This window comes from Chryseobacterium sp. WX, assembly GCF_029542485.1.
GTDB classification, from domain to species: Bacteria; Bacteroidota; Bacteroidia; order Flavobacteriales; family Weeksellaceae; genus Chryseobacterium; species Chryseobacterium cucumeris.
Map to the genome: position 1 here is coordinate 4791135 of NZ_CP120710.1, position 23004 is coordinate 4814138.

Consider the following 23004-nt stretch of genomic DNA (forward strand, 5'->3'; position numbering starts at 1 on the left):
AAATCGTGGAAAATTCCAAACAGATTTTTCAGACCAGCAGCAAAAAACGCTGGAAAAGTGTCCAATGGGGAAGCCGTATTTTTATTTTCATAGGAATACTGCTTCTGCTTGCTTTAGGTCTGATGATGACTCTGGACAGAAGTCCTAAAATACCTTTTAAAGAAGATTATAAAGCGGTAATTACAGCTAATAAACCTTATCTTCAGGAGAATAAAATTTCAAAAGAATATAAAGGTTTCAGAAGCTTTATTTCTGAAAAAACAATTCATACCAGCCTCGACAAAATTGAGAAGGCGAGAGCAGAAAGATACAAGAATCAGAACCGAAACTGGGCTCAGTTTCCGGCAGGAATCCGTTCTGCATTTTATGTAGCGTGGGATCCTCAATCGCTGATGTCACTGAAAAGAAATATCAGACACGTCAATCTTGTTTTCCCTGAATGGTTTTTCCTTGATCCCAAAACAGGAGATCTGAAAACCAATGTAGATCCGGAAGGATATAAAGTGATCAAAAGAACAGGTGTGGCTGCCATGCCGATGCTTAGTAATAACTTCGACAGAGAATTCCGTTCAGAAGGGCTGGTAAAAGTTCTTAATGATCCTCAGAAAAGAACTCATCTAATCCAAAAAATCACTCAGCAATGTAAAAAATACCACTTCAAAGGAATTAATATTGACTTTGAAGATATGAATCTGAATTCTGATGAAAATCTGATTGCCTTTATGAAAGAACTTTCAGAGACTTTCAAAAAAAATCAGTTACTGGTTACGATGGATATCATGACGGATAATGATGATTACAATATTCCAAGGCTGAATCCTTATGTAGATTATTTTGTGCTGATGGCTTATGATGAATATTCAGCAGGAAGTGATGCAGGTCCGGTTTCTTCTCAAAAATGGATTGAAGAGCAGACTGGAAAAATTGTAAAACAAACCTCTCCTCAAAAGATTATTTTAGGGTTGGGAGCATACGGTTACGACTGGAGTTCCAATAAGGATGATAATACTTCTGTTACTTATATGCAGGCAATTACCAAAGCCAGTGCCAGTAAAGCAGTTATTGATTTTAATGACAATACTTTTAATTTAAATTATTCTTATACCGATTCTAAAAATTTAACCCATACCGTATTTTTTAATGACGCCGCTTCTATTTTCAACACAATGCGTTTCTCTTCAGAATATCCTCTGGCCGGAACAGCGCTCTGGAGATTGGGAAGTGAAGACAGCAGAGTCTGGAATTTCTATGATAAAGATCTTACTTTCGCCGGACTTTCAAAAGTGAATTTGAAATCACTTGAAAATGTAAAAGGGCAGACCATGGTGGATTATATTGGAGACGGAGAAGTTCTGGATGTTCTGAATACCCCTCATGACGGAAAAATTGCACTGGAGATTGATCCGAAAGAGAAAATTATCACAGACGAAAATTATGTCACTTACCCAAGTTCATATGAAGTAAAAAAATACGGAAGCGCTCCTCAGAAAGAGCTTGTCCTCACTTTTGATGACGGTCCGGATGAAACGTATACGCCGCAGGTATTGGATATTCTTTCCAAATACCACGTTCCGGCAGCCTTCTTTCTGGTAGGATTAAATGCAGAAAAAAATCTTCCGCTTGTTAAAAGAATTTACAGAGAAGGACATGAAATAGGAAATCACACCTTTACCCACGAAAATGTAGCAAAAGTAAGCCCGGAAAGAGCTTTGCTGGAAATGAAACTGACAAGATTGCTGATCGAATGTATTACTGGTCACAGTACCATTCTGTTCAGAGCTCCTTATAACGCAGACTCTGAGCCTACCACTTCAGAAGAGATTATTCCGGTAGCATTGGCCAGACAGCAAAACTATCTTGATATTGGGGAAAATATAGACCCTGAAGACTGGCAGCCGGGGATAAAAGCAGATGAAATTGTAAAACGTGTAATGGCTGGAATCAAGCAGCAGAGAGGAAATATCATTCTTCTTCATGATGCAGGCGGAGATACCAGAGAAGAAACGGTAAAAGCTTTAAAAATTCTGATCCCGACACTTCAGAAACAGGGCTATCATTTTACCAATCTAACGAATATTCTGCACAAAAGCAGAAACGAGTTGATGCCTGAAGTTCCTAAAACGAGATCATATTACATCATGCAGCTGAACCTTGTATTGGCTACTGTTATCTACGGAATAAGCCATTTCCTGGTTGCATTGTTTACCATTTTCATTGTGTTAGGACTGATCAGATTACTGCTGATGGCATACTGGGCTTTTAAAGAAAGAAGCAAAGAAAAAAAACTGGGTGAGTTTCCGGTTCTGAAATCTTATCCGAAGGTTTCCATCATAGTTCCTGCTTATAATGAAGAAGTAAATATTGTGTCTTCCCTTCAGAATTTGTTGAAACAGACTTACCCCAATTTTAATATTATTATGGTAGATGACGGAAGTAAAGATTCTACTTATGAAAAAGCATTGGAAGCATTTCCGGATCACCCGAAACTGAAAATCTTTAGCAAAGGAAACGGTGGAAAAGCCACTGCCTTGAATTTCGGAATATCACAGACCAATGCCGAATATGTAGTATGTATTGATGCTGATACGAAACTGCAACAGGATGCTGTGAAATATCTTATTGCAAGATTTTTAAATTCAAGTACGGAAGAAAAAATAGCCGCTGTAGCAGGAAATGTGAAAGTAGGAAACAGGGTGAACTGGCTTACCAGATGGCAGGCTATAGAATATACAACAAGTCAGAATTTTGACAGGCTGGCGTATGCACATATCAATGCCATTACCGTAATTCCGGGAGCTATCGGAGCATTTAAAAGATCCGTGATCATTGAAGCAGGAGGCTATTCATCAGATACTCTGGCAGAAGATTGTGATATTACGGTGAAAATATTAAAAGCCGGATATACTGTAGCGAACGAAAACAGAGCAATAGCAGTAACGGAAGCTCCCGAAACCACAAAACAGTTTTTAAAACAACGTTTCCGCTGGACTTATGGAATTATGCAGATGTTCTGGAAACAGAGACAGACTTTCCTTAACCCCAAATATAAAGGATTGGGACTTTGGGCAATGCCGAATATTTTATTATTCCAATACATCATCCCATTTTTCTCGCCATTGGCAGATGTAATTATGTTCTTTGGAATCCTGTCCGGAAACGGAGACAAAATATTCACCTATTATCTGATTTTCCTTTTGGTAGATGCTTCATTAGCATTAGTAGCATTCATCATGCAGCGGGAAAAACTGATCAATCTCCTGTATATTATTCCACAGAGATTTGGGTATAGATGGCTGATGTATATTGTATTATTTAAAAGTTTAAGAAAAGCATTGAAAGGCGAAATGCAGTCCTGGGGATTCCTGAAAAGAACCGGGAATGTAAAAGAGATAGCAACTTCTTAATGAGGTTGGTGGCTGAAGAATGAGGCTGGAGGTTGTTTTCATGACTTTCATAACTTCCAGCTTTCTGTCACCAACTTCCCACTTAGGATACTTTCATGTTATTTATTTAAATTTGTTTTCATATTCAAGTAACAAATCTGAAATAAATCATACATATTCTAAAAATTGTTATCATAATGAAAAAAATAACGCTTTCTTTGTTTTTAATAGCAGGGATCTGCACTCAGACTACAATGAGCGCACAAGCTAAAGCTGCTAAAGTAGCAGTGAATAACACAGATAAAGGTTTAGACCTTAGCTTGATGGACACTTCAGTACGTCCGCAGGATGATTTTTACAACTATGTAAGTGGAACCTGGATGAAAACTGCCAAAATTCCATCTGACAAACCAACTTGGGGAAGCTTCAACAAACTGGCTGAGGATACGGATAACAATTCCATGACCATCCTGAACTCTCTGCTGAAAGATAAATTTGCTGACGGAAGTGAAGGAAAAAAAATTCAGGATCTGTATGCTACTTATATGAACATGCAGAAAAGAAATGCCGATGGAATTAAACCAATTCAGGAAAATCTGAACAAGATTGACGCTATTAAAAACATGACTGATCTTCAGAACTACCTTACTTCTGTAACGAAAGAAGGTGAAAATGTTTTCTACGGATGGGGAGTGGATGCAGACCTTAAAGATTCTAAAATGAATGCAGTTTACCTAGGTAATGCTTCTCTAGGTTTAGGAAGAGATTACTATCAGAAGGTAAACGAAAAAAATACTGAAGCTATCGCTGAATATCAGAAATATGTAGCTTCCATGCTAAAAGAATTAGGATACAAAAATGCTGATGAAGCAGCAAAAGGTATCGTTAATTATGAAAAGAGGATCGCACAAACTTACCTGACCAATGAGCAGAGCCGTGATAACACGCTTCAGTACAATCCTAAGACGATGGCTGAACTTTCTGCTTTGGTAAAAAATGTTGACCTTCCAGGTTATCTTAAAAAAGTTGGGGTAAATTCTGACAAAGTAATTATCAGTGAATTAGGATTCTATAAGAACTTCGATAAATTGGTAAATGCTCAGAATCTTCCTGTAATCAAAGATTATTTGAAATTCCACATGATCCACGGAAGCGCTTCCTACTTAAGCGAAAACTTAGGAAATATGAAGTTTGCTTTCTATGGTAAATACCTTAGAGGACAACAGGAGCAAAGAGCTCTTAACAAAAGAGGATTTGAGTTGATCAACGGTTCTTTAGGAGAAGCTTTCGGAAAATTATATGTTGAGAAATATTTCCCTGCTGAAGCAAAAGCTCAAATGGTGGAGTTGATCGACTATTTAAAGAAAAGTTTCGCTGTTCACATCAATAACTTATCTTGGATGTCTTCAACAACTAAGGAAAAAGCAATGCAAAAGCTGAATAAGTTCACTGTAAAAGTAGCTTATCCGGACAAATGGAAAGACTATTCAAAATTAAATATCGTTTCTGAAGCTAAAGGAGGAAATCTATATCAGAACCTTCAGAACATCGGTGAATGGCAGTATAACAAAGATTTGGCTAAAATTGGTAAGCCGGTAGATAAAACAGAATGGGGAATGACTCCTCAAACTGTAAATGCATATTACAACCCGGTAAACAACGAGATTGTATTCCCTGCAGCAATCCTTCAGCCGCCATTCTTTAACCCTAAAGCAGATGCAGCTGTAAACTTCGGAGGTATCGGAGCGGTTATTGGTCATGAAATGAGCCACGGATTTGATGATTCAGGTGCACAGTTCGATGCAGATGGTAACTTAGTAGACTGGTGGACTCCGGAAGATAAAGCAAACTTCGAAAAAGCAACAAAAGCTCTTGCTTCTCAATATGACAAATACGAGCCTGTAAAAGGAACTTTTGTAAACGGTACTTTCACAAATGGTGAAAATATTGCTGATTTAGGTGGTGTAAATATCGCTTATGATGCTCTTCAAATGTACTTAAAAGATAAAGGAAACCCAGGAAAAATCAGCGGATTCACTCAGGATCAGAGATTCTTCCTAAGCTGGGCAACCGTTTGGAGAACATTATCAAGTGAGAAATATATGGTGAATCAGGTGAAAACCGATCCACACTCTCCAGGATACTTCAGAAGTTTTGGTCCGCTTATCAACGTTGACGCTTTCTACAAAGCATTCGATGTGAAAAAAGGAGACAAATTATACAAAGCTCCGGAAGACAGAATCAAAATCTGGTAACAATAACAGCCGCTCAGCAATGAGCGGTTTTTTTATTAGAATTTTCTGAAAAGATGAGAAATAGTGAGTATTTATCTGAAAGTAGTGTAACGATTTGTAAATCAGTGTAGACATATGATAGTATAAAGTTAATACTATGAGAAAACTGATACTTTCCCTATCCTTAATCACAGGGATATTCACTCAGAATTTGATGAATGCACAGGCAAAAACGATTAAAACAGCACTGCATAGTAAAGACAGAGGTTTAGACCTTGTTGCAATGGATGTTTCAGTACGCCCACAGGATGATTTCTATAATTATGTGAACGGAAACTGGATGAAAACTGCTCAAATTCCTTCAGATAAGCCTGTTTGGGGAAGCTTTGATAAACTTGCAGAAGACACAGATAACAATTCTATGATGATTTTAAACTCTCTTTTGACGGATAATTTTGCTATAGGAAGCGAAGGTAGAAAGATTCAGGAGCTCTATGCATCTTATGTAAACATGCAAAAACGAAATGCAGATGGAATTAAACCCATTCGGGAAAAACTGGATAAAATTGATGCTATCAAAGATCTTGCTGATCTTCAGAATTATCTGATCTCTGTCACAAAAGATGGAGAAAATAATTTCTATGGATGGTCTGTAAGTGCAGATCGTAAAAACTCAAAAATGAATGCTGTTTATTTGGGGATTCCTGCTTTGGGACTTTGGGGAAGAGATTATTATCAGAAAGTTAATGAGAAGAATACGGAAACCCTGGCGGAATATCAAAAGTATGTAGCTTTGATGCTAAAAGAATTAGGATATACCAATGCGGATGAAGCAGCAAAAGGAGTGGTAGAATATGAAAAAAGCATTGCAAAAACCTATCTGACTAACGAGCAGAGCCGCGATAATATTCTTCAATACAATCCACAGACGATGGCTGAGCTTTCAGATCTGGTAAAAGGTGTAAATCTTCCGGAATATCTTAAAAAAGTAGGAGTGAATACAGATAAAGTGATTATTGGGGAGCTGAATTACTATAAAAATATGGATCAGTTAATCAATGAAAAAAAACTTGCTGTGATTAAAGATTATATGAAGTTTCACCTGATCAATAGCAACGCCACTTATTTAAGCGGAAAACTCGATACTCTTCACTTTAATTTCTTTGGAAAATATGTATTCGGACAGCAGGAACAAAGGGCATTAGATAAAAGAGGTCTTGAATTGATTAACAAAAATATTGGGGAAGCCTTCGGTAAGCTCTATGTGGAAAAATATTTTCCTGCAGAATCCAAAGCTCAGATGGTTGAACTGATTGATTATTTGAAGAAAAGCTTCGCTGTTCACATCAAAAAATTAACATGGATGTCACCAGCCACTAAACAGAAAGCAATGGATAAACTTAATAAATTTAGCGTAAAAGTGGGCTATCCAGATCAATGGAAAGATTACTCAGCTTTAGAGATTATTCCGGGAAGTTCTTTATACAGTAATCTTCAGAATATTGCCACTTGGAATTACAGTAAAAAACTGGAAAAAATAGGCAAACCTGTTGACAGATCAGAATGGGGAATGACGCCCCAAACTGTAAATGCTTACTACAGAGCAGTAAACAATGAAATAGTATTTCCAGCAGCGATTCTTCAGGCACCATTCTTTAATCCTAAAGCTGATGCAGCCGTTAATTTCGGAGGAATAGGAGCAGTGATCGGTCATGAAATAAGCCATGGATTTGACGATTCTGGAGCCCAGTTTGATGGTGACGGAAATTTAGTAGACTGGTGGTTGCCTGAGGATAAGGCTAATTTTGAGAAAGCAACAAAAGCTCTTGCAGCACAATACGACAAATATCAACCTGTAAAAGGTTTTTTTATCAACGGAATCCATACAAACGGTGAAAATATTGGAGATCTGGGCGGAGTAGCAGTAGCGTATGATGCTCTTCAGATGTATTTAAAAGACAAAGGAAATCCAGGAAAGATTAGCGGATTCACTCAGGATCAGCGATTTTTCATGAGCTGGGCTAGTGTATGGAAAACAAAAGCTTCGGATAAATATCTTCTTCTTCAGATCAAGATTGATAAACATTCTCCGGGATATCTCAGAAGTTTTGCTCCCTTAATCAATATTGATGCATTCCATAATACATTCGACGTTAAAAAAGGAGATAAACTATACAAAGCTCCGGAAGACAGAATCAAAATCTGGTAACAATAACAGCCGCTCAGCAATGAGCGGTTTTGTTTTTTTAGGTAGCAGGTGATGGGTTGCAGATTATAGGTAATAAATAATAAGTAATAGGAATCATGATTAGGAATCTAAGTGACAATTTTATATTAACGGTTTCCATCATTCCCCTCTTTCGGAGGGGTGGCAAAAATTCAAAGAATTTTTGACGGGGTGGTGTAATAACATTAAACTTTAAATCCCGAATTATCAATTATCATTCATTACATATCATTAAAGTTTGTATATTTGATAAGTTTGTGTAAAATCAAAAATTATCTTTAATGAAAAAGCTAAATATTGGAATACTTGCCCTTTCAGGTATTGTATTTCTTAACTCATGTGGTGCAGCAAAGACTGTAGGGACAGACAATAAAACAGAAGCTACAGCAAAAGTAGTTGAACCGGTAAAAGAAGAAGCAAAAGAAGAGGGAATCAATTTATCGTATATGGATACCAGTGTCCGTCCACAAGATGATTTTTTTAGCTATGTGAATGGAAACTGGGTGAAAACGACTCAGATTCCTTCAGATAAAGCAAACTGGGGATCTTTCAATGCATTGAGAGAAAATGTAGATGATGCTTCATTAGATATATTAAACAAAATTCTTACAGAATCATATCCTTCCGGGTCAGAAGGACAGAAAATCCAGAATCTGTATGCCTCTTTTATGGATACCAATAAGAGAAATGCAGAAGGTCTAGCTCCTATCAAAGCTGATCTTGCCAAAGTAGATGCTATTAAAAGTCTTGGTGATCTTCAGAAATATCTTTTAGAAGCTACAAGATTAGGCGATAACTCTTTCTATGGATGGAGAGTAGGTGCTGATATGAAGAATTCCAATATGAATGCGGTGTATCTTGGCGGTCCGGATCTTGGTTTGGGAAGAGACTATTACCAGAAAGTAAATGATGCCAATACTAAAACACTGGCGGAATATCAAACCTATGTTGGAAAGTTATTCGGAGTTTTAGGATATAAAAATACTACTCAGGCGGCACAGAATGTGGTAGACTTTGAAAAACAGCTTGCTAATTATTTATTGACTCTTGAGCAGAACAGAGATGCCAATTTAAGATATAACCCTAAAAAAGTATCAGAATTATCTGGGCTTGTGAAAAACGTTGACCTGGCAAAATATCTGAAAGATGCAGGAGTAAACACAGACCGGGTGATCATCGGAGAACTGAAATATTACCAGAATATGGATCAGTTCATTACCCAGAAAAACCTTCCTTTACTGAAAGACTATCTGAAATATCATATTATCAATGGAAACGCAAGTAATCTGGATGACAATTTGGAGCAGATCAGATTCGATTTCTATGCTAAATATTTACAGGGACAAAAAGAACAGCGTCCGATGAACAAAAGAGGGCTTACCCTTGTCAATGGTGTTCTTGGTGAAGCTTTCGGAAAATTGTATGTAGACAAATACTTCACTCCAGAAGCTAAAAAGCAGATGGAAACGTATATTGATTACCTTTTAAAATCATTTAAAACACACATCGCAAATATAGACTGGATGTCTCCTGAAACCAAAGTAAAAGCTCAGGAAAAACTATCCAAGTTTACAGTGAAAATCGCTTATCCTGACAAATGGAAAGATTATACTCAGTTGAAAGTAGAATCACCAAAAGAAGGGGCTACATTATATTCTAATCTTCAGAATGTAGCAGCATGGCAATATCAGAGAAGCTTAGATAAAGTAGGAAAACCTGTTGACAAGACAGAATGGGGAATGTCTCCACAAACTGTAAATGCTTACTACAGCGGATCAAACAACGAAATTGTATTCCCGGCAGCCATTCTTCAGCCGCCTTTCTACAATCCTAAAGCAGATGCAGCAGTGAACTTCGGGGGAATCGGAGCCGTTATTGGTCACGAAATTTCTCACGGATTTGACGACAGCGGTTCACGTTTCGATGGAGACGGTAACCTGAATAACTGGTGGACGGATGCAGACCGTAAAAACTTTGATGCAAAAGTAGGTCAGTTAGCTGCTCAGTACAGTGCTTACGAACCTGTAAAAGGAAGCTTCGTAAACGGTAAATTTACTAGTGGTGAAAACATCGGTGATTTAGGTGGAGTAGCAGTGGCTTACGATGCCCTTCAGATGTATTTAAAAGACAAAGGAAACCCTGGAAAGATCAGCGGATTCACTCAGGATCAGAGATTCTTCATGAGCTGGGCAACGGTTTGGAGAACGAAAGCTACCGATCAGTATATGATCAACCAGGTGAAAACCGATCCCCACTCTCCTGGAATGTTCAGAGCATTTGGTCCGTTGGTTAATCAGGACTCATTCATTAAAGCATTTGATATCAAACCGGGAGACAAAATGTATAAAGCTCCTCAGGACAGAATAAAAATCTGGTAATTTTACCATAAATTGTTAGAAAAGAAAGAATCCGATTCAATACGAAGCGGATTCTCTTTTTTAATATTCTTTCTTATAGTTTCGGAGCACAAACTTTATTCCGGTTTCTATAATATCTCCCATGGTTTTACAATATTTGAAATTAACATCATAGGTGAGTTTTTGTAAAGCTGTTCTTAGTTCTATGACATTGGCTTCCGGTGCAAGATTGTCTTTTTTCATAATAGAAATAAGTTCATCAAATCTGTTTTGACTGCTCGTTACTCTTTTTACAATTTGTGAACGTACTTCTTTGCGGTATTGTTCTATGGAACTTGGCTTCAGCTTTTCCAATACCATATTCACCATTTGATTATTTTCTTTGAAATACTGTGGAAGATAAACTTTCAGATTTCCCTCATACGTTTGCTGATCAAAATCGATAGGACGGATTCTGTAAATAACCTGATCAAAATCGTGTATCGGAATCACCACATAATTATAAGAACGCATATCACCAAGGAGTCCAATAAGGCAACGCTCATTGAATTTCACAAATTCTTTGGAAATCTGTGCTTTTTCAAGTTCTGAGCAGTTGGATAAATGTTTCTGAATAAAAACGTCTCCGGGAATCCCTAAAATATGTTCCTCGATCAAAGTGTTTTTGTAAACCAGAAAGTTTATTCGGTTGGGGGAAAGCAGATCTTCAAGTTCCAGTCCGAATATTCGGGAAGCATCTGCCTGTTTAATATAAAAATAGGTGTAATTATCGTTAAGTATATTTCTCACCCGAATACGAAAAGGTTTAGAATTTCCGAACGTACAAAAGTCGATCGTATCAACTTTCAGATAAGGTAAAGTAGCAATATCTCCATCAGAATGAAGGAGGGTATAGATTTTATTTAAATTGGCCTCTATTTCTTTAAACTCATATTCAGAATACAGTACCCCAAGCCACAAAGTATCTTTGTCATCTTTATCCAGAATTCTTACACTGTCGCTGAACCTTAAAAGATCTTCATACAGAAACTTAATCTTGGTCGTTCTGTTATATTTTTCCAAATATTGCTGTAATGCTTCTGAAACAGGAAATATCGGTTTTCTGAATGCTATTTTTACATCTTTCATGACACTGTTCACTTTGTTTAAATATAAAGAATAATTTTTTGTAAAATCTTAGCAATTCTTATTTTAACATTTATCAGACATGTTTTTAAAAGAGTAAAGCGGACAAAAATTTTATTTTATTTTTCTTGGAAGACTTTATTTATTTTTTCATAGCTTAGTGATATCGTAATACGGTGATTTTATGTTGAATAAATGCAGAAGAATTTAGATGATCCAAGAAAAATCTTAGTAAAATTTTGTATGTTACAGTTTTTTTTTAAATTTAAACATTGGATTGGTAATTTATTTGATTCATCGGTAAATTACTCGAGAACAGATCCAAACCAAAATAGTAAATCTCAAAATAACAATAATATGGCAATGTTTAATTATGGTGTTGGCGGAAACGAGGTAAAAGTAGACGCTAATGAAGCTATTCAGGAAATACAGGAAAATAAATCACTGATAGTAAGCCAGCTTACAACAGAAGAGTCTTATACCCCTGAAATCGTAACAGGATTAAAAACAGTGGAAGACGTTTTCAGACATTTCCAGCCTTCAGTATCGGTACAGCACGAAACAGAAGATGGTGGAGTGGTAGAAGAAGAATTCCGTTTTCAAAACCTTGGAGACTTTACCCCTAAAAGCCTTACTCAGAAGTCAGATTATCTGCAGCAATTGAGCATGGAACAGGAGCAGTACAATAAAATAGTACGTCAGCTGAAAACAAACAAAATTCTGCGCAATATGCTGGAGAACGATCAGACAAGAGCGGCGTTCATAGAGGTATTGAAAGAAGTGGCACAAGAACTTGAAAAATAATTAAAGACTTACATTAAATCATGGATAGCAAATTACAGGCACAAGAAAGCCAGCAGCAGGGTCAGCAGCAACACGCAGGGCAGCCGAAGGGTAACCCGCTTGCAGAGCTCAATAAAATGGGAGGATTTGGCTTTGTTGAATCCGTTGTAGACGGTATTGCCAATATGAACCCCACAAGAAAGGCAAGAAAAGAAATCTTCCTGAACGATAGCAATAAAGCAGAAGAAAGAAAAGAACTTCTTCAGAAGATCAACCTTTGGGTAAACCTTTTAGAAGGTAGCGAATCTGCTGATAAAATGGCTGATACGTGCAAAAGTAAAGCACAACAGGCCGACGAGAATTTAAAGAAAAACTTAAAAAATACACTGGATGCTGTTCGTATGTTGGAAACCAACTACAGAACAGTAGCCCAATTCTACAAAAATACAGAATTGGATAAAGTGGATAACGTAAGTATCGTGAATGCAAGCCTTGAGCAGGTTTCCGATCTGGATAATCCTCTGTTCATTGATGCTATTTCAGAAGAATTCAAAAATTATTATGACCGTCTTGATCTTAGAGATAACTACTCAATCCTTGCCATACCTGGATATTTAGGATCAAACAAGGTCATCGAGAAGTGGGCAAAAATCTGTAACGAAAACAAAGTAATGATGGTTACAGACTTCGCTAACCTTGATAAGCCGGATGACGTGGTAGATTTATTCCACTCTGCCAATCTTACAGGAGGTGAGCTTCACAGAAGTAACGTTATTATGACGTGTAACTGGCTGGTAGGACGTGGTAAAGCTGAAGAAGTAGGGGAAGAAGAAAACGTAGAGCTTCCGCCTTCCACTTCATTAGCCGGAAAAATCCATAAAACACTGATGTCTCAGGTGGCAGCAGGTAAAAAACATGGTAATATCAACGAAGTAGACGCTGTAAAATTCGAGCTTAAGAAAAGTGAAATTTCTCAGTTGGAAAAAATGGGTCTTGTACCAATGGTTAACGAATACGGAAAAATTATGGCTTTCTCAGCGAAGACCTTATTTACAGGAGACAATATCGGTCTTCAGACGTATTCCGTAGTTCGTGTATTCGACTATGTAACTAAAGTATTACTTGATTTCCTTAATAGAAGAGCTTTCGAAAACTGGAATGCTAAGAATGAGGATGATTTGAGAAGACAGATTGTAACATTCCTGGATAACATCAAAGGACCGGACAAGCTGATTGAGAAATTCAAAATTGTTCGTTTCGAGCAGGATAGAGTAAACAAAGACAGAGTATGGCTGGATATCCGTATGACCCCTTATTTCCCTACAAAAAGTTTCGTTATTAAATTGGACGGGCACAAAGGCGATGATGGTAACGAATGGGATGCAGAATATACTCAGGAGTAACATAAACGTACTTTAGATAACAAAAACCGATGCAATATTACATCGGTTTTTTTTCAACCAACACCTATGAAATTGAATATGAATAAGAAACTTATCATTGGTTTACCAATGTTATCAATACTTCTTTTGATAAGTTGTGAAAAAAAATACCAAAGTCCGGGCACTTACGAAAATGATCTTTTCGCACAGGAACGCCAGGAAGGAAAAGCATACATCATGAACAGAGATGAATGTTTTGATGGAAGTGAACTCGTACTTGCAAGTTCAGAGGTAAAACTTTCAGACAGTTCAAAAGGCCGTGGAAAATCATTCTATCTCTATAAAGTAAAATCCGGAAAAGTATTGAAAACAGTAAGAGATTCTACGGTAGATATGCCAATGCTGTTTTTATCTCAATACAAATTAAAGATTAAAAATACAGATTCTATGTATGTGTATCTGAAGAAGCTTGAAGGGTATCGTTTTATAGCCAAAGACAGAAACCTTAAGTATCAGTGGTTAAAAGCAGCTCCGGTATATTCTGTTGAGAAGAATTAACTTTAAATTCAAGTTTTTTATATCACTATATCATGATTTTTTTTACTTTTGTTTTTGAACAAACACAAAAACAAAATGAAAAAGAATGTAACCTTGTATGAGGATATCTCCCTCTATCGTCTTCAACCATTTAATCTGAAAAGTAGTACCTGTCTAAATAGCTTCCGACTGGGAGTTCGTTAAATTCTATCAGCCATGACAGGGAATATTGCCGGGGATCAGAATCCTCGGGTTGGAACAACATGTTCCTACGAAATAAAGCCTTCAGTACTTTCATTTGTACTGAATGGAGGCTTTGAATGGTATCTTTATAAGAAACAGAAAAACGGAAGCTGGAAAGACATCACCGGAAAACCAAAAACCGGTGAAAAAGTGACATACAACTTTGGAGAAATAGCGCTGGGAGTAGAATTTCAAATGAAGGTGTATGAAATTAAAAAAGGTATTTTACCCGGCCTTCCCGTTACCAAGGAACTGGCTGGCAGCCTTATAATTGTTCCTATCAGCAACAAGGTTCCAAAGATTGATAAAGTAGTCCTCTTCAACAGAGGAGTAAAAGATTTCAATAAAGCAAGTTATCATGATATTCTTATCGCACAAGCTCATTGTATTGCGATGTTTAATAAAGAGATTGAATTTCACCTTTGGGAAGATGACGCTCCTGGAAAAGGGCACGATGCCAGTATTAACAAAAGCAACCGTCACACCCACAGCTACAAGGCTCGCGTCAATGAAAAAGGAATTGCGGAAGTATCTATTCATTTAATGTCTGATGAAAAAATCCTTCGTCAGATGGCCGATCAGTTTCTGATGAAAGGTGACAGAAATGAAGGCGCCAATCATGAGTATTATGTTACAGCCACTTACTCCGGGAAAATTCTGGGAGCCAGCCAGGTGAATGTAGAGGTAGCCAACCCTGATTATAAGAGCCAACCTCAAAATCACCCCAAACCTAAGCCGCAGCCTGAGAAACACACACCAAAATTCCCTGTCGGACCAGAAGGTGGTCCCAAACAGCCGGATCCTAAAGGTAATATTATAGAAGCTGTTTTCATTGATGATACAGGAAAAGAGCTTTCCAAAGTAGCGGTAGGAGATAAAGTTAGGGTCAGAATTCACTCCAAGAATATGGTGGAAAAACACATTCAGTATGTCATCTGGAAATATGATTCCACATCCACTCATGAAGTTTATAGAAGTGCAATGATTAAAATTCCTGCCGATGTATACGATACCTCAGGATTTATCATTACAAAAGTGAGTTCTGAAAAAGGAATAGGCTTTCCTATCGGCAATTCGAATTTCTATACACAAAACTATTTTATAGAAATTATCTCCAAAGATCTTTCTGCAGAATCTCAGAAATTTGGGGTAAATTCGGATGGATTGCTGGAAATGGAGAAGGTGAAGAGTGCGGTGGGAGTACAGAATACGCAAAACCCAGATAAACCAGGAAGTTGTATATGTCAGGAACAGTATAAAGATTTAGTATGGGGAGGAAAAGTAAGTTGTGAGTTTAGAAAGAAAGTAGTGCAAATTGCTAAAAATTTAGAACTACCACAAGAAAATTATGAAGGGGCAAATTGGCTAATGACAATTATAGCTCTAGAATCAGCATATTCATTTAGCCCTAAATGTGGTACTTTTAGGAAAAATCCTGATGAAAATAGTAAATACAAATATATTGGATTAATACAATTTGGAAAAGCTGCAGCAGAGGAAATTGGAACAACAAGAACTCATTTGATGTCATTAACTGCAGAACAACAATTAGACTACGTTGAAAAACATTTTAAGAAAAAAATGTATAAAAATCTATTAAAAAATAGAACTGCTCTTTACTTAGCTGTAAACTATCCAAATTCAACAGCCCATGCTTCTGAAAAAAATTATGTTGTTTATGATAGTACGAAAGATGCATATGATGACAACTCAATGTTCAAAAGAGAGACACACGAATTTTGGATTGATAAAAATGGCAAAAAGCAATTTTATAAAGGTAAAGAGGGAAAATCCTATGTTTGGGAATTCGAAGAAGCTTTGAAAGAAGTAGAAGAATTAGGACGATCTAATAAAACAAAGACTTTTACATGCGGCAATAATAGTACAAAAAGTGATAATATTAATGCAAAAGATATTGTAACTTATCATATATATCATGATAATAAAATCGAAAAACATATTCCTAAAAAAATAAAGGAAGGAAATGAAACTAGATATAAATATGTTTATCATGATTCAATAGGAAATGAGCATGAAATAACTACTGTAGATTGGCATACGACTAAAGAAAAGGGTGTTGGACAAGTTTATAACACTAAACCTACTCATTCAAAAGTTCTTTCTGATCAATATGTTTCTGAAGGAAATACATCTAGACGTGTAAAATATGAAAATGGAGATATTGCAGAATACGGAACTCATCCTAAAAAAGGAATCATTTGGCTATTATATAAAGCGGGAAAAAATAATGTTGAATTAATTAAAATGCCAGATAGTTTAAATTATAAAAAAGATGGTGTTTCTATTGCTTATAGCTTTTCAAAAACTCAAAGAAGATATACTGGAGCAGATTCTTTTGCTGGATTTATTGGGTATTTAGCTAAATCTGGATACAAACTAACTACAACAGGTAGTTGTTTTTCTGAAGGCTCAAGCTTTCCAAGTCAGGAACATTGTAATGGAAGAAGTGTAGATACACTTTATTTAGGTATTGTTGAGCAAGATCAAAAGGTAATAGATAGTGCAATATTTTTCCATTTTACAGAAGTTTTAAAGGGTATAAATGAGTACTGTCAGAAGCTAAAAAGAGCTGGTAATGGGGGAAGCCTTCACAATAGTCATTTGCATTCTGGAAATTTTAATAGTAGTGTTATAAAAACAATTAAAGAAAAATGAAAAACCTAATTATTTTATTATCTTTTTTAAGTATTTTTTCTTGCAAAAAAGCGCAAGAGAATGTTTCAAAACCATCTTTCTCCCAAGAAATATCCATTGATAAAAATTGGAATGGTGATAAGTTAATTTCTGATTTGAATTTTGTCAGCTCTATCAATCCTACTTGTAAATTAAAAACTACTTTTTTTAATAGATCAGAAAAACAAATTGAAGAAGATGATGCAAAATGTACCCTATCTAAAATCAAATTCAATTATGAAAAATTAAACTCAATAAATAAAAAAAACATTATTGGAAAACTGGCTTCTAATATAGAACTATTTATTAAAAATAATATTCCTAAAAGCAATAATGCAGATTTAAGTTACCAAACGACATTGTATATTGAAAAAAATAAAACAATAACTGACTCGATTGTTATTTACCAATCTTTTAATTTTTCAGAAGCATTAACTGTAAAAACAAAATATTATTACCTTAATAAAAATGAAATTTATTTATTAGATTTCGTAGAAGATGAATCTGGAGCAAATGTTGAAAAATGGGAACATTATAAAATAAATTCTTCAGGCAAAATATCTTCAGTACAACAAAAATCTTTCTCAAAAGATAATAATATTACGAAAACAAGTATTGATTTTTGGAAAGGGAAATATCATTTTGAAGCTTCAAATAGAGACGAAGCAAAAACTATTTTTAACATCATAATAAATTCCCTTGAAGATATTTCTATGGATATTACTGAAGAAGGAACAACAAATAAATATTCTAAATTAAAGGCTGAAGAAATTAATCATCAAAAAATTAAAATAAAATATAATGATTCTTCTGATGAGATGGGAGTTATTTACATTGAAAAATCAGACGACAATTACTTTATTTCAGGAAATCCCATATATTTTATCAACCCCGGAAATAATGAAATGCCATTACAAAAAATTAAATAAATAATCCTTACTCTTTCCAAATGTTTGAAAATTAATATAAATGGACAATGATGAAATCCGTTTTAACTTTAGTACCTCTCATTTTCTTTTTTAGTTGTAAAGAAAATAATACGAAAGCCATTAATAGTGATAAAATAAATTTAAAAGAAAATATTGATGAAGAAGATCTACCTTCTTCTTTTAATTCAAATTCAACACAAACTAAAAATTATAGAGTTAACTTTAATAAAAGTGATAAAAATGATCTCATTATTATAGAAAAAAACACAAATGATTATACTTTAAAAGCGCAAACTGATAATAAAGTATTTTTTACAAAAAACATTGATTGTGATTTTATAGAAATAGATACTAATACAAAAAACAAACAAGTTTTCAATTTAATTTTAGGTTACACACATCAGTATCAAAATACGTCTCGAAAAATTGTTATGCCCGTTTTTTTCAAGAATAATGATTTATTTATTGAAAAATTATTCATCGCAACTTTAGGAACAAGTGCAAAAACAGGTGACGAAGAATGGATGCAAAAAGAGATCTCTGAAAAAATATCGCTCAAACAGCTTGATTTGGATAAAATCCTATCAGAATAAGTAATTTAGCATAGGATGAAAACTTTTTTGATTCATTATCATTCCTATTTCTCTCATGTTCATTTGAACAGAAGAAACAGCAGAAAGATATTTTTATAAAAGATAATACAAAATCAAAAAAACAAACCTTTTAATTTCTCAAAGTAGAAATGTAGAAAATAGTAAATCTTTTGTTATTAGTTGTGGTTCCGGTTGTGCATTGACTTATACTGCTGAAAATATTCTAAAGAATGATGCTGCTTCAATAAAAATTAAATTCAAAGTTGAAATGCATAGGAAGAGATCAGGGTAAAAAATAAATTTATACAATAACAGATTCACAAAAAAACTCCTTCAACATCAAAAACAGGAAAAATAAAATAAACCTATCTTTGCAGCATAGAAACAATGTTCAGGATGAAGAGAAAATCATCTCTTCAATGATTTAAAATAAGATTGGTTTTTGGAAAAAAATAGAACAGGTTCAGAATTCCTTCATATAGGAAACAGGCTTTTGGAGTGGTACAGAAATAATGCAAGAGATCTGCCTTTCAGACAGACAAAAGATCCGTACAAAATCTGGATCTGTGAAATTGTATTTCAGCAGACGAGAATCAATCAGGGGCTGAATCATTATAATAATTTCATTAAACGATTTCCTGATGTAAAAACATTGGCAGAAGCTGAAGAAAACGAAGTTTTACTCTATTGGAAAGGATTGGGATATTATTCAAGAGCCATCAATATTCATAAAGCGGCCCAGCAGATCATGAACGATTATCAGGGTATCTTTCCTCACGAATATGAAGAAATTTTAAAACTGAAAGGAGTAGGGAAATATACTGCAGCAGCGGTTTCAAGCATCTGCTTCGGTGCAAGAATGCCTGCGGTTGACGGGAATTTTTACCGCGTTTTGAGCCGTCTTTTTGCCGATGACTTCGATATTTCAAATTCAAGAGCGTTTACCTATTTTTCTGAACTGGCCGCCTTGGTAATGCCGGAAAATGTAGGAGACTTTAATCAGGCTATGATGGATATCGGCTCGGAAATCTGTAAATCCAAAAATCCGTTGTGCGGAGAATGCCCTGTAAATGAAGATTGTCTGGCATTTTCCATGCAAAAAATTTCAGATTATCCTGTAAAAACGAAAAAAGTAAAAGCAGAAGATCTTACTTTGACCTATTATTTTGTTCATAGAAAAGGACAATTTCTGATCCGTCAGAGAGCAGATGACTTCATATGGAAGAAATTATTTGAGTTTCCCACAGCTATTCCTTCCGATATGGAACCCTTCATTACAGGTTCAAAAACAGTTACCCATAAACTGACTCATAAGAATTTAAGCATTGAAATTTGGAATGTTGAGGTTACTTCAGAAAAACAATGGAATGATTTTATCGCTGAAAATCAATACCTGATTACAGACCTTGAAGGCTCTCATGAAAAATCCTTTCCGAAGCCTTTGGAAATTTACATTCAAAACGCACTGAAAGACTGAAATTTGTCTTCCGAAATCTGAAATCTAATTTGTACTTTTGCAAAATGATTAAAAAAGTCATTTTTATTTTTGTATCGCTGCTTTTAATTTCATGTGGAAAAGACCCTTCACCAAAACCTTATGGAGAACTGCGTCTTGAATATCCCGCACCGAAATATCAGAAGTTTGAAAACGATTGCGCCTACACCTTTGAGTATTCGGACTTTGCTTCGATTGCTCCAGCGAAGAAACCTTGTTGGTTCTATCTGAACTATCCAAAAATGAAAGCTAAGCTTTTCATTACCTATTACCCTATACAAAACGACTTTGCTGACCATATTAAGGAAGCTGAAAAAATGGTATATGAACATACCATCAAAGCCAGTTCCATAGATACAAAATCCTTTGAATACCCTGAAAAGAAAGTATATGGGAACTTCTATGAATTGAAAGGGCAGAGTGCTTCCAATCTTCAGTTTTACATTACAGACAGTACGAAACACTTCGTGACTGCTTACTTATACTTTAATACGAGACCGAAACCGGACTCTCTTGCGCCTGCAGTGAACTATATCAAAAATGATATGAAACATCTGCTGGACACTTTTGAATGGAAAAAATAATTACTTTTAATATACATTGAAAAATATATGAAACTTTTAGTTGTAGGAAGTGTTGCATTTGATGCAATTGAAACACCATTTGGTAAAACGGACAAAATTTTAGGAGGTGCAGCCACTTATATCGGGATCACTTCATCAATTTTAGGCGTTAAATCCGGAATTGTTTCTGTAGTAGGAGGAGACTTTCCACAGGAACATCTTGATATGTTCACAAACAGAGAGGTAAACATCGAAGGAATTGAAATTGTGAAAGAAGGAAAAACATTCTTCTGGTCCGGAAAATACCACAACGATCTGAATACAAGAGATACTTTGGCTACAGAAGTAAACGTATTGGAGAACTTTGATCCGAAAATCCCGGATTCAATGCAGGATGCCGAAATTTTACTACTTGGAAACCTACACCCTGGAGTTCAGTTATCTGTACTTGAAAAAATGAACAACCGTCCTAAGCTGGTTATCCTTGATACCATGAACTTCTGGATGGATTCTGCATGGGATATCTTAATGGATATGATTGCTAAAACAGATGTTATTACCATCAATGATGAAGAGGCAAGACAGCTTTCGGGAGAATATTCTTTAGTGAAAGCAGCTAAAAAGATCCACACAATGGGTCCTGAATATGTGATCATTAAAAAAGGAGAGCACGGAGCTCTACTTTTCCATGATAATAAAGTATTTGCTATCCCGGCACTTCCACTGGAAGATGTTTTCGATCCGACAGGAGCTGGAGATACTTTTGCAGGAGGTTTCGCGGCATATCTTGCCAAAAAAGGAAAAATTGATTTCGAAACGATGAAATCTGCTCTTATCGTAGGATCTGCAATGGCTTCATTCACTGTAGAGAAATTCGGAACAGAAAGAATAGAAGAAGTAAACGAAGCAGATATGTTCAGCAGATTGAGACAATTCAAAGAATTAACGACATTTGATGTTGAACTGCAGTAAATAAGTCTTTTTAAGAAATATTTATAATAAAAAATTGAGTGAAATTCGTTAAGAATTCTAAATTTGCAACTTGTTAAAATAGTAAAATGACAAATAAACTAAAAATCACTTTTCTTCTTGGGATTTTCATCATGATATTCTCTTCAAATATGATGAATGCCCAGCTAAAACAAGGAGATTTGGTGGATGGTATTGCAGCTGTTATCGGGGATGAGATTGTATTGGAATCTGATGTAATCGAGCAGATGAATTATGGTAAACAACAGGGAGCTGCCAACACAGATAAATGTGAGTTCCTGGAAAACCTTATCAGCAATAAGCTTCTTGTATACGAAGCAAAAAAAGATACCTTAATTGAAAATCGTTCTGCAGCAATCAAAGAACAGGCTAATGCAAAATACCGTCAGATGCTTTCTCAATTTCCGGATGAAAAAACAATGCTTGCAGCTTATAAGTTCAGAAATGCTTATGAACTGAAAAATGCTATTGAAAAAATTGATACAGACCAGTATTACGGACAGGCAAAGTACCAGAGAATAACTGATAAAGCGGACGTAACTCCTAATGAGGTAACTGATTTTTACAATATGTATAAAACACAGCTGCCACAGGTAAAAGATGAAGTTACTTTAGCTCAGATTATGATCTACCCGTCACTTACAGAAGCTCACAAACAAGAGCTTATCAACAGGTTGAAAAAAATCAAGCAGGATATTATCGGAGGGGAAACTTTTGAAAGCCAGGCAAGAATCTATTCTGAAGATGAAGGATCTGCCGCTAATGGAGGATTATATAAAAATATCAATAAAGGACAGATGGTAAAGCCATTTGAAGCTGCAGCATTGAACCTTCAGGAAAATGAAATTTCAGATCCTATTGAATCTGAATTCGGATTCCATATTATTCAGTTAGTGAAAAGATCTGGTAAAGTATATGATGCGAGACATATCTTGTTAAAAGCAGTACCTACTGATGATGAGATCAAAACAGCAAAAGCAAAATTAGACAGTATAAGAGGTCTTATCGTTGATGGTAAAATGACGTTTAAAGATGCTGCTTTTAAATTCTCTGACGATAAAAGAACAAAATTCAATGCTGGGATCATTCCTGGAGCTGATGGCTCTGATAAAATTGAAAGAGAAAGTATCCCTGGAACAATCAGTTACGAATTGGCAGGATTAAACAAAGGTGATATCACTACTGCTTTTGAAGACGAAGAGAATAAGAGAAAACAAATCAAGATCATCAAAGTTGAAGATGTGATTCCTTCTCACCAGATTACGCTGGAAACAGATTTCAGCAGAATCAAGCAGATGGCACTGAATAAAAAGAAAAGTGAAATGGTTGAAAAGTTTGTCAACTCAAAGTTACCGACAACCTTTATTTCAATTGACGGACGTTACGACACCTGTAACTTTAAGTCTAACTGGAAGAAACAATCCTTAACAAAATAAAATCAAAACCTTCAGAATTTCTGAAGGTTTTTT

At 35.5% G+C, this 23004-nt stretch carries 15 protein-coding genes; 14 read left to right on the plus strand and 1 reads right to left on the minus strand.

The window, feature by feature from the left end:
* The first annotated feature begins 5 nt into the window (after nucleotides 1-5).
* From PZ898_RS22030 to PZ898_RS22045, 4 genes are all read left to right on the plus strand, one after another.
* Complete coding sequence (locus tag PZ898_RS22030; RefSeq protein ID WP_277694240.1) at nucleotides 6-3404, plus strand: polysaccharide deacetylase family protein; 3399 nt, start codon at nucleotides 6-8, stop codon at nucleotides 3402-3404.
* A gap of 176 nt (nucleotides 3405-3580) precedes the next feature.
* Nucleotides 3581-5638, plus strand: coding sequence for a M13 family metallopeptidase (locus tag PZ898_RS22035; protein WP_277694241.1), 2058 nt, complete (start codon nucleotides 3581-3583; stop codon nucleotides 5636-5638).
* A gap of 136 nt (nucleotides 5639-5774) precedes the next feature.
* Nucleotides 5775-7826 (plus strand): M13-type metalloendopeptidase, encoded by a 2052-nt coding sequence (locus tag PZ898_RS22040; RefSeq protein WP_277694242.1) that lies wholly within the window; start codon nucleotides 5775-5777, stop codon nucleotides 7824-7826.
* 299 nt (nucleotides 7827-8125) lie between these two features.
* Nucleotides 8126-10222, plus strand: a complete 2097-nt coding sequence (locus PZ898_RS22045; RefSeq protein WP_123278149.1) for a M13 family metallopeptidase — start codon at nucleotides 8126-8128, stop codon at nucleotides 10220-10222.
* A 60-nt stretch (nucleotides 10223-10282) separates the two neighbouring features.
* Here the strand turns inward: PZ898_RS22045 and PZ898_RS22050 are convergent, their stop codons facing one another.
* Nucleotides 10283-11329: a hypothetical protein gene (locus PZ898_RS22050; protein ID WP_062676367.1), complete on the minus strand. Its 1047-nt coding sequence runs from the start codon at nucleotides 11327-11329 to the stop codon at nucleotides 10283-10285.
* A 354-nt stretch (nucleotides 11330-11683) separates the two neighbouring features.
* Between PZ898_RS22050 and PZ898_RS22055 the strand changes: the two genes are divergently transcribed.
* The 10 genes from PZ898_RS22055 (at nucleotide 11684) to PZ898_RS22100 (ending at nucleotide 22971) form a co-directional block, all read left to right on the plus strand.
* Nucleotides 11684-12130, plus strand: coding sequence for a type VI secretion system contractile sheath small subunit (locus PZ898_RS22055; RefSeq protein ID WP_041461881.1), 447 nt, complete (start codon nucleotides 11684-11686; stop codon nucleotides 12128-12130).
* Nucleotides 12131-12150: 20 nt separating this feature from the next.
* Nucleotides 12151-13512 carry a DUF5458 family protein gene (locus PZ898_RS22060; protein WP_062676366.1) on the plus strand — a complete coding sequence of 454 codons (1362 nt, stop codon included), beginning with the start codon at nucleotides 12151-12153 and terminating at the stop codon, nucleotides 13510-13512.
* A 78-nt stretch (nucleotides 13513-13590) separates the two neighbouring features.
* Nucleotides 13591-14049: a hypothetical protein gene (locus PZ898_RS22065; RefSeq protein ID WP_277694243.1), complete on the plus strand. Its 459-nt coding sequence runs from the start codon at nucleotides 13591-13593 to the stop codon at nucleotides 14047-14049.
* A gap of 372 nt (nucleotides 14050-14421) precedes the next feature.
* Nucleotides 14422-16947, plus strand: coding sequence for a hypothetical protein (locus tag PZ898_RS22070; protein ID WP_277694244.1), 2526 nt, complete (start codon nucleotides 14422-14424; stop codon nucleotides 16945-16947).
* Nucleotides 16944-17894, plus strand: a complete 951-nt coding sequence (locus tag PZ898_RS22075; RefSeq protein ID WP_277694245.1) for a hypothetical protein — start codon at nucleotides 16944-16946, stop codon at nucleotides 17892-17894. Before PZ898_RS22070 ends, PZ898_RS22075 begins: the two co-directional genes overlap by 4 nt.
* Nucleotides 17895-17941: 47 nt before the next feature.
* Nucleotides 17942-18487, plus strand: coding sequence for a hypothetical protein (locus PZ898_RS22080; RefSeq protein ID WP_277694246.1), 546 nt, complete (start codon nucleotides 17942-17944; stop codon nucleotides 18485-18487).
* Between the two features lie 442 nt (nucleotides 18488-18929).
* Nucleotides 18930-19964, plus strand: coding sequence for an A/G-specific adenine glycosylase (gene mutY, locus PZ898_RS22085; protein WP_277694247.1), 1035 nt, complete (start codon nucleotides 18930-18932; stop codon nucleotides 19962-19964).
* A gap of 44 nt (nucleotides 19965-20008) precedes the next feature.
* A complete protein-coding gene (gene gldD / locus PZ898_RS22090; RefSeq protein ID WP_062676361.1) occupies nucleotides 20009-20566 on the plus strand; it encodes a gliding motility lipoprotein GldD in 558 nt (185 codons plus the stop codon).
* A 27-nt stretch (nucleotides 20567-20593) separates the two neighbouring features.
* Nucleotides 20594-21517: a PfkB family carbohydrate kinase gene (locus PZ898_RS22095; protein ID WP_062676360.1), complete on the plus strand. Its 924-nt coding sequence runs from the start codon at nucleotides 20594-20596 to the stop codon at nucleotides 21515-21517.
* An 86-nt stretch (nucleotides 21518-21603) separates the two neighbouring features.
* A complete protein-coding gene (locus PZ898_RS22100; protein WP_062676359.1) occupies nucleotides 21604-22971 on the plus strand; it encodes a peptidylprolyl isomerase in 1368 nt (455 codons plus the stop codon).
* Nucleotides 22972-23004 lie beyond the last annotated feature (33 nt).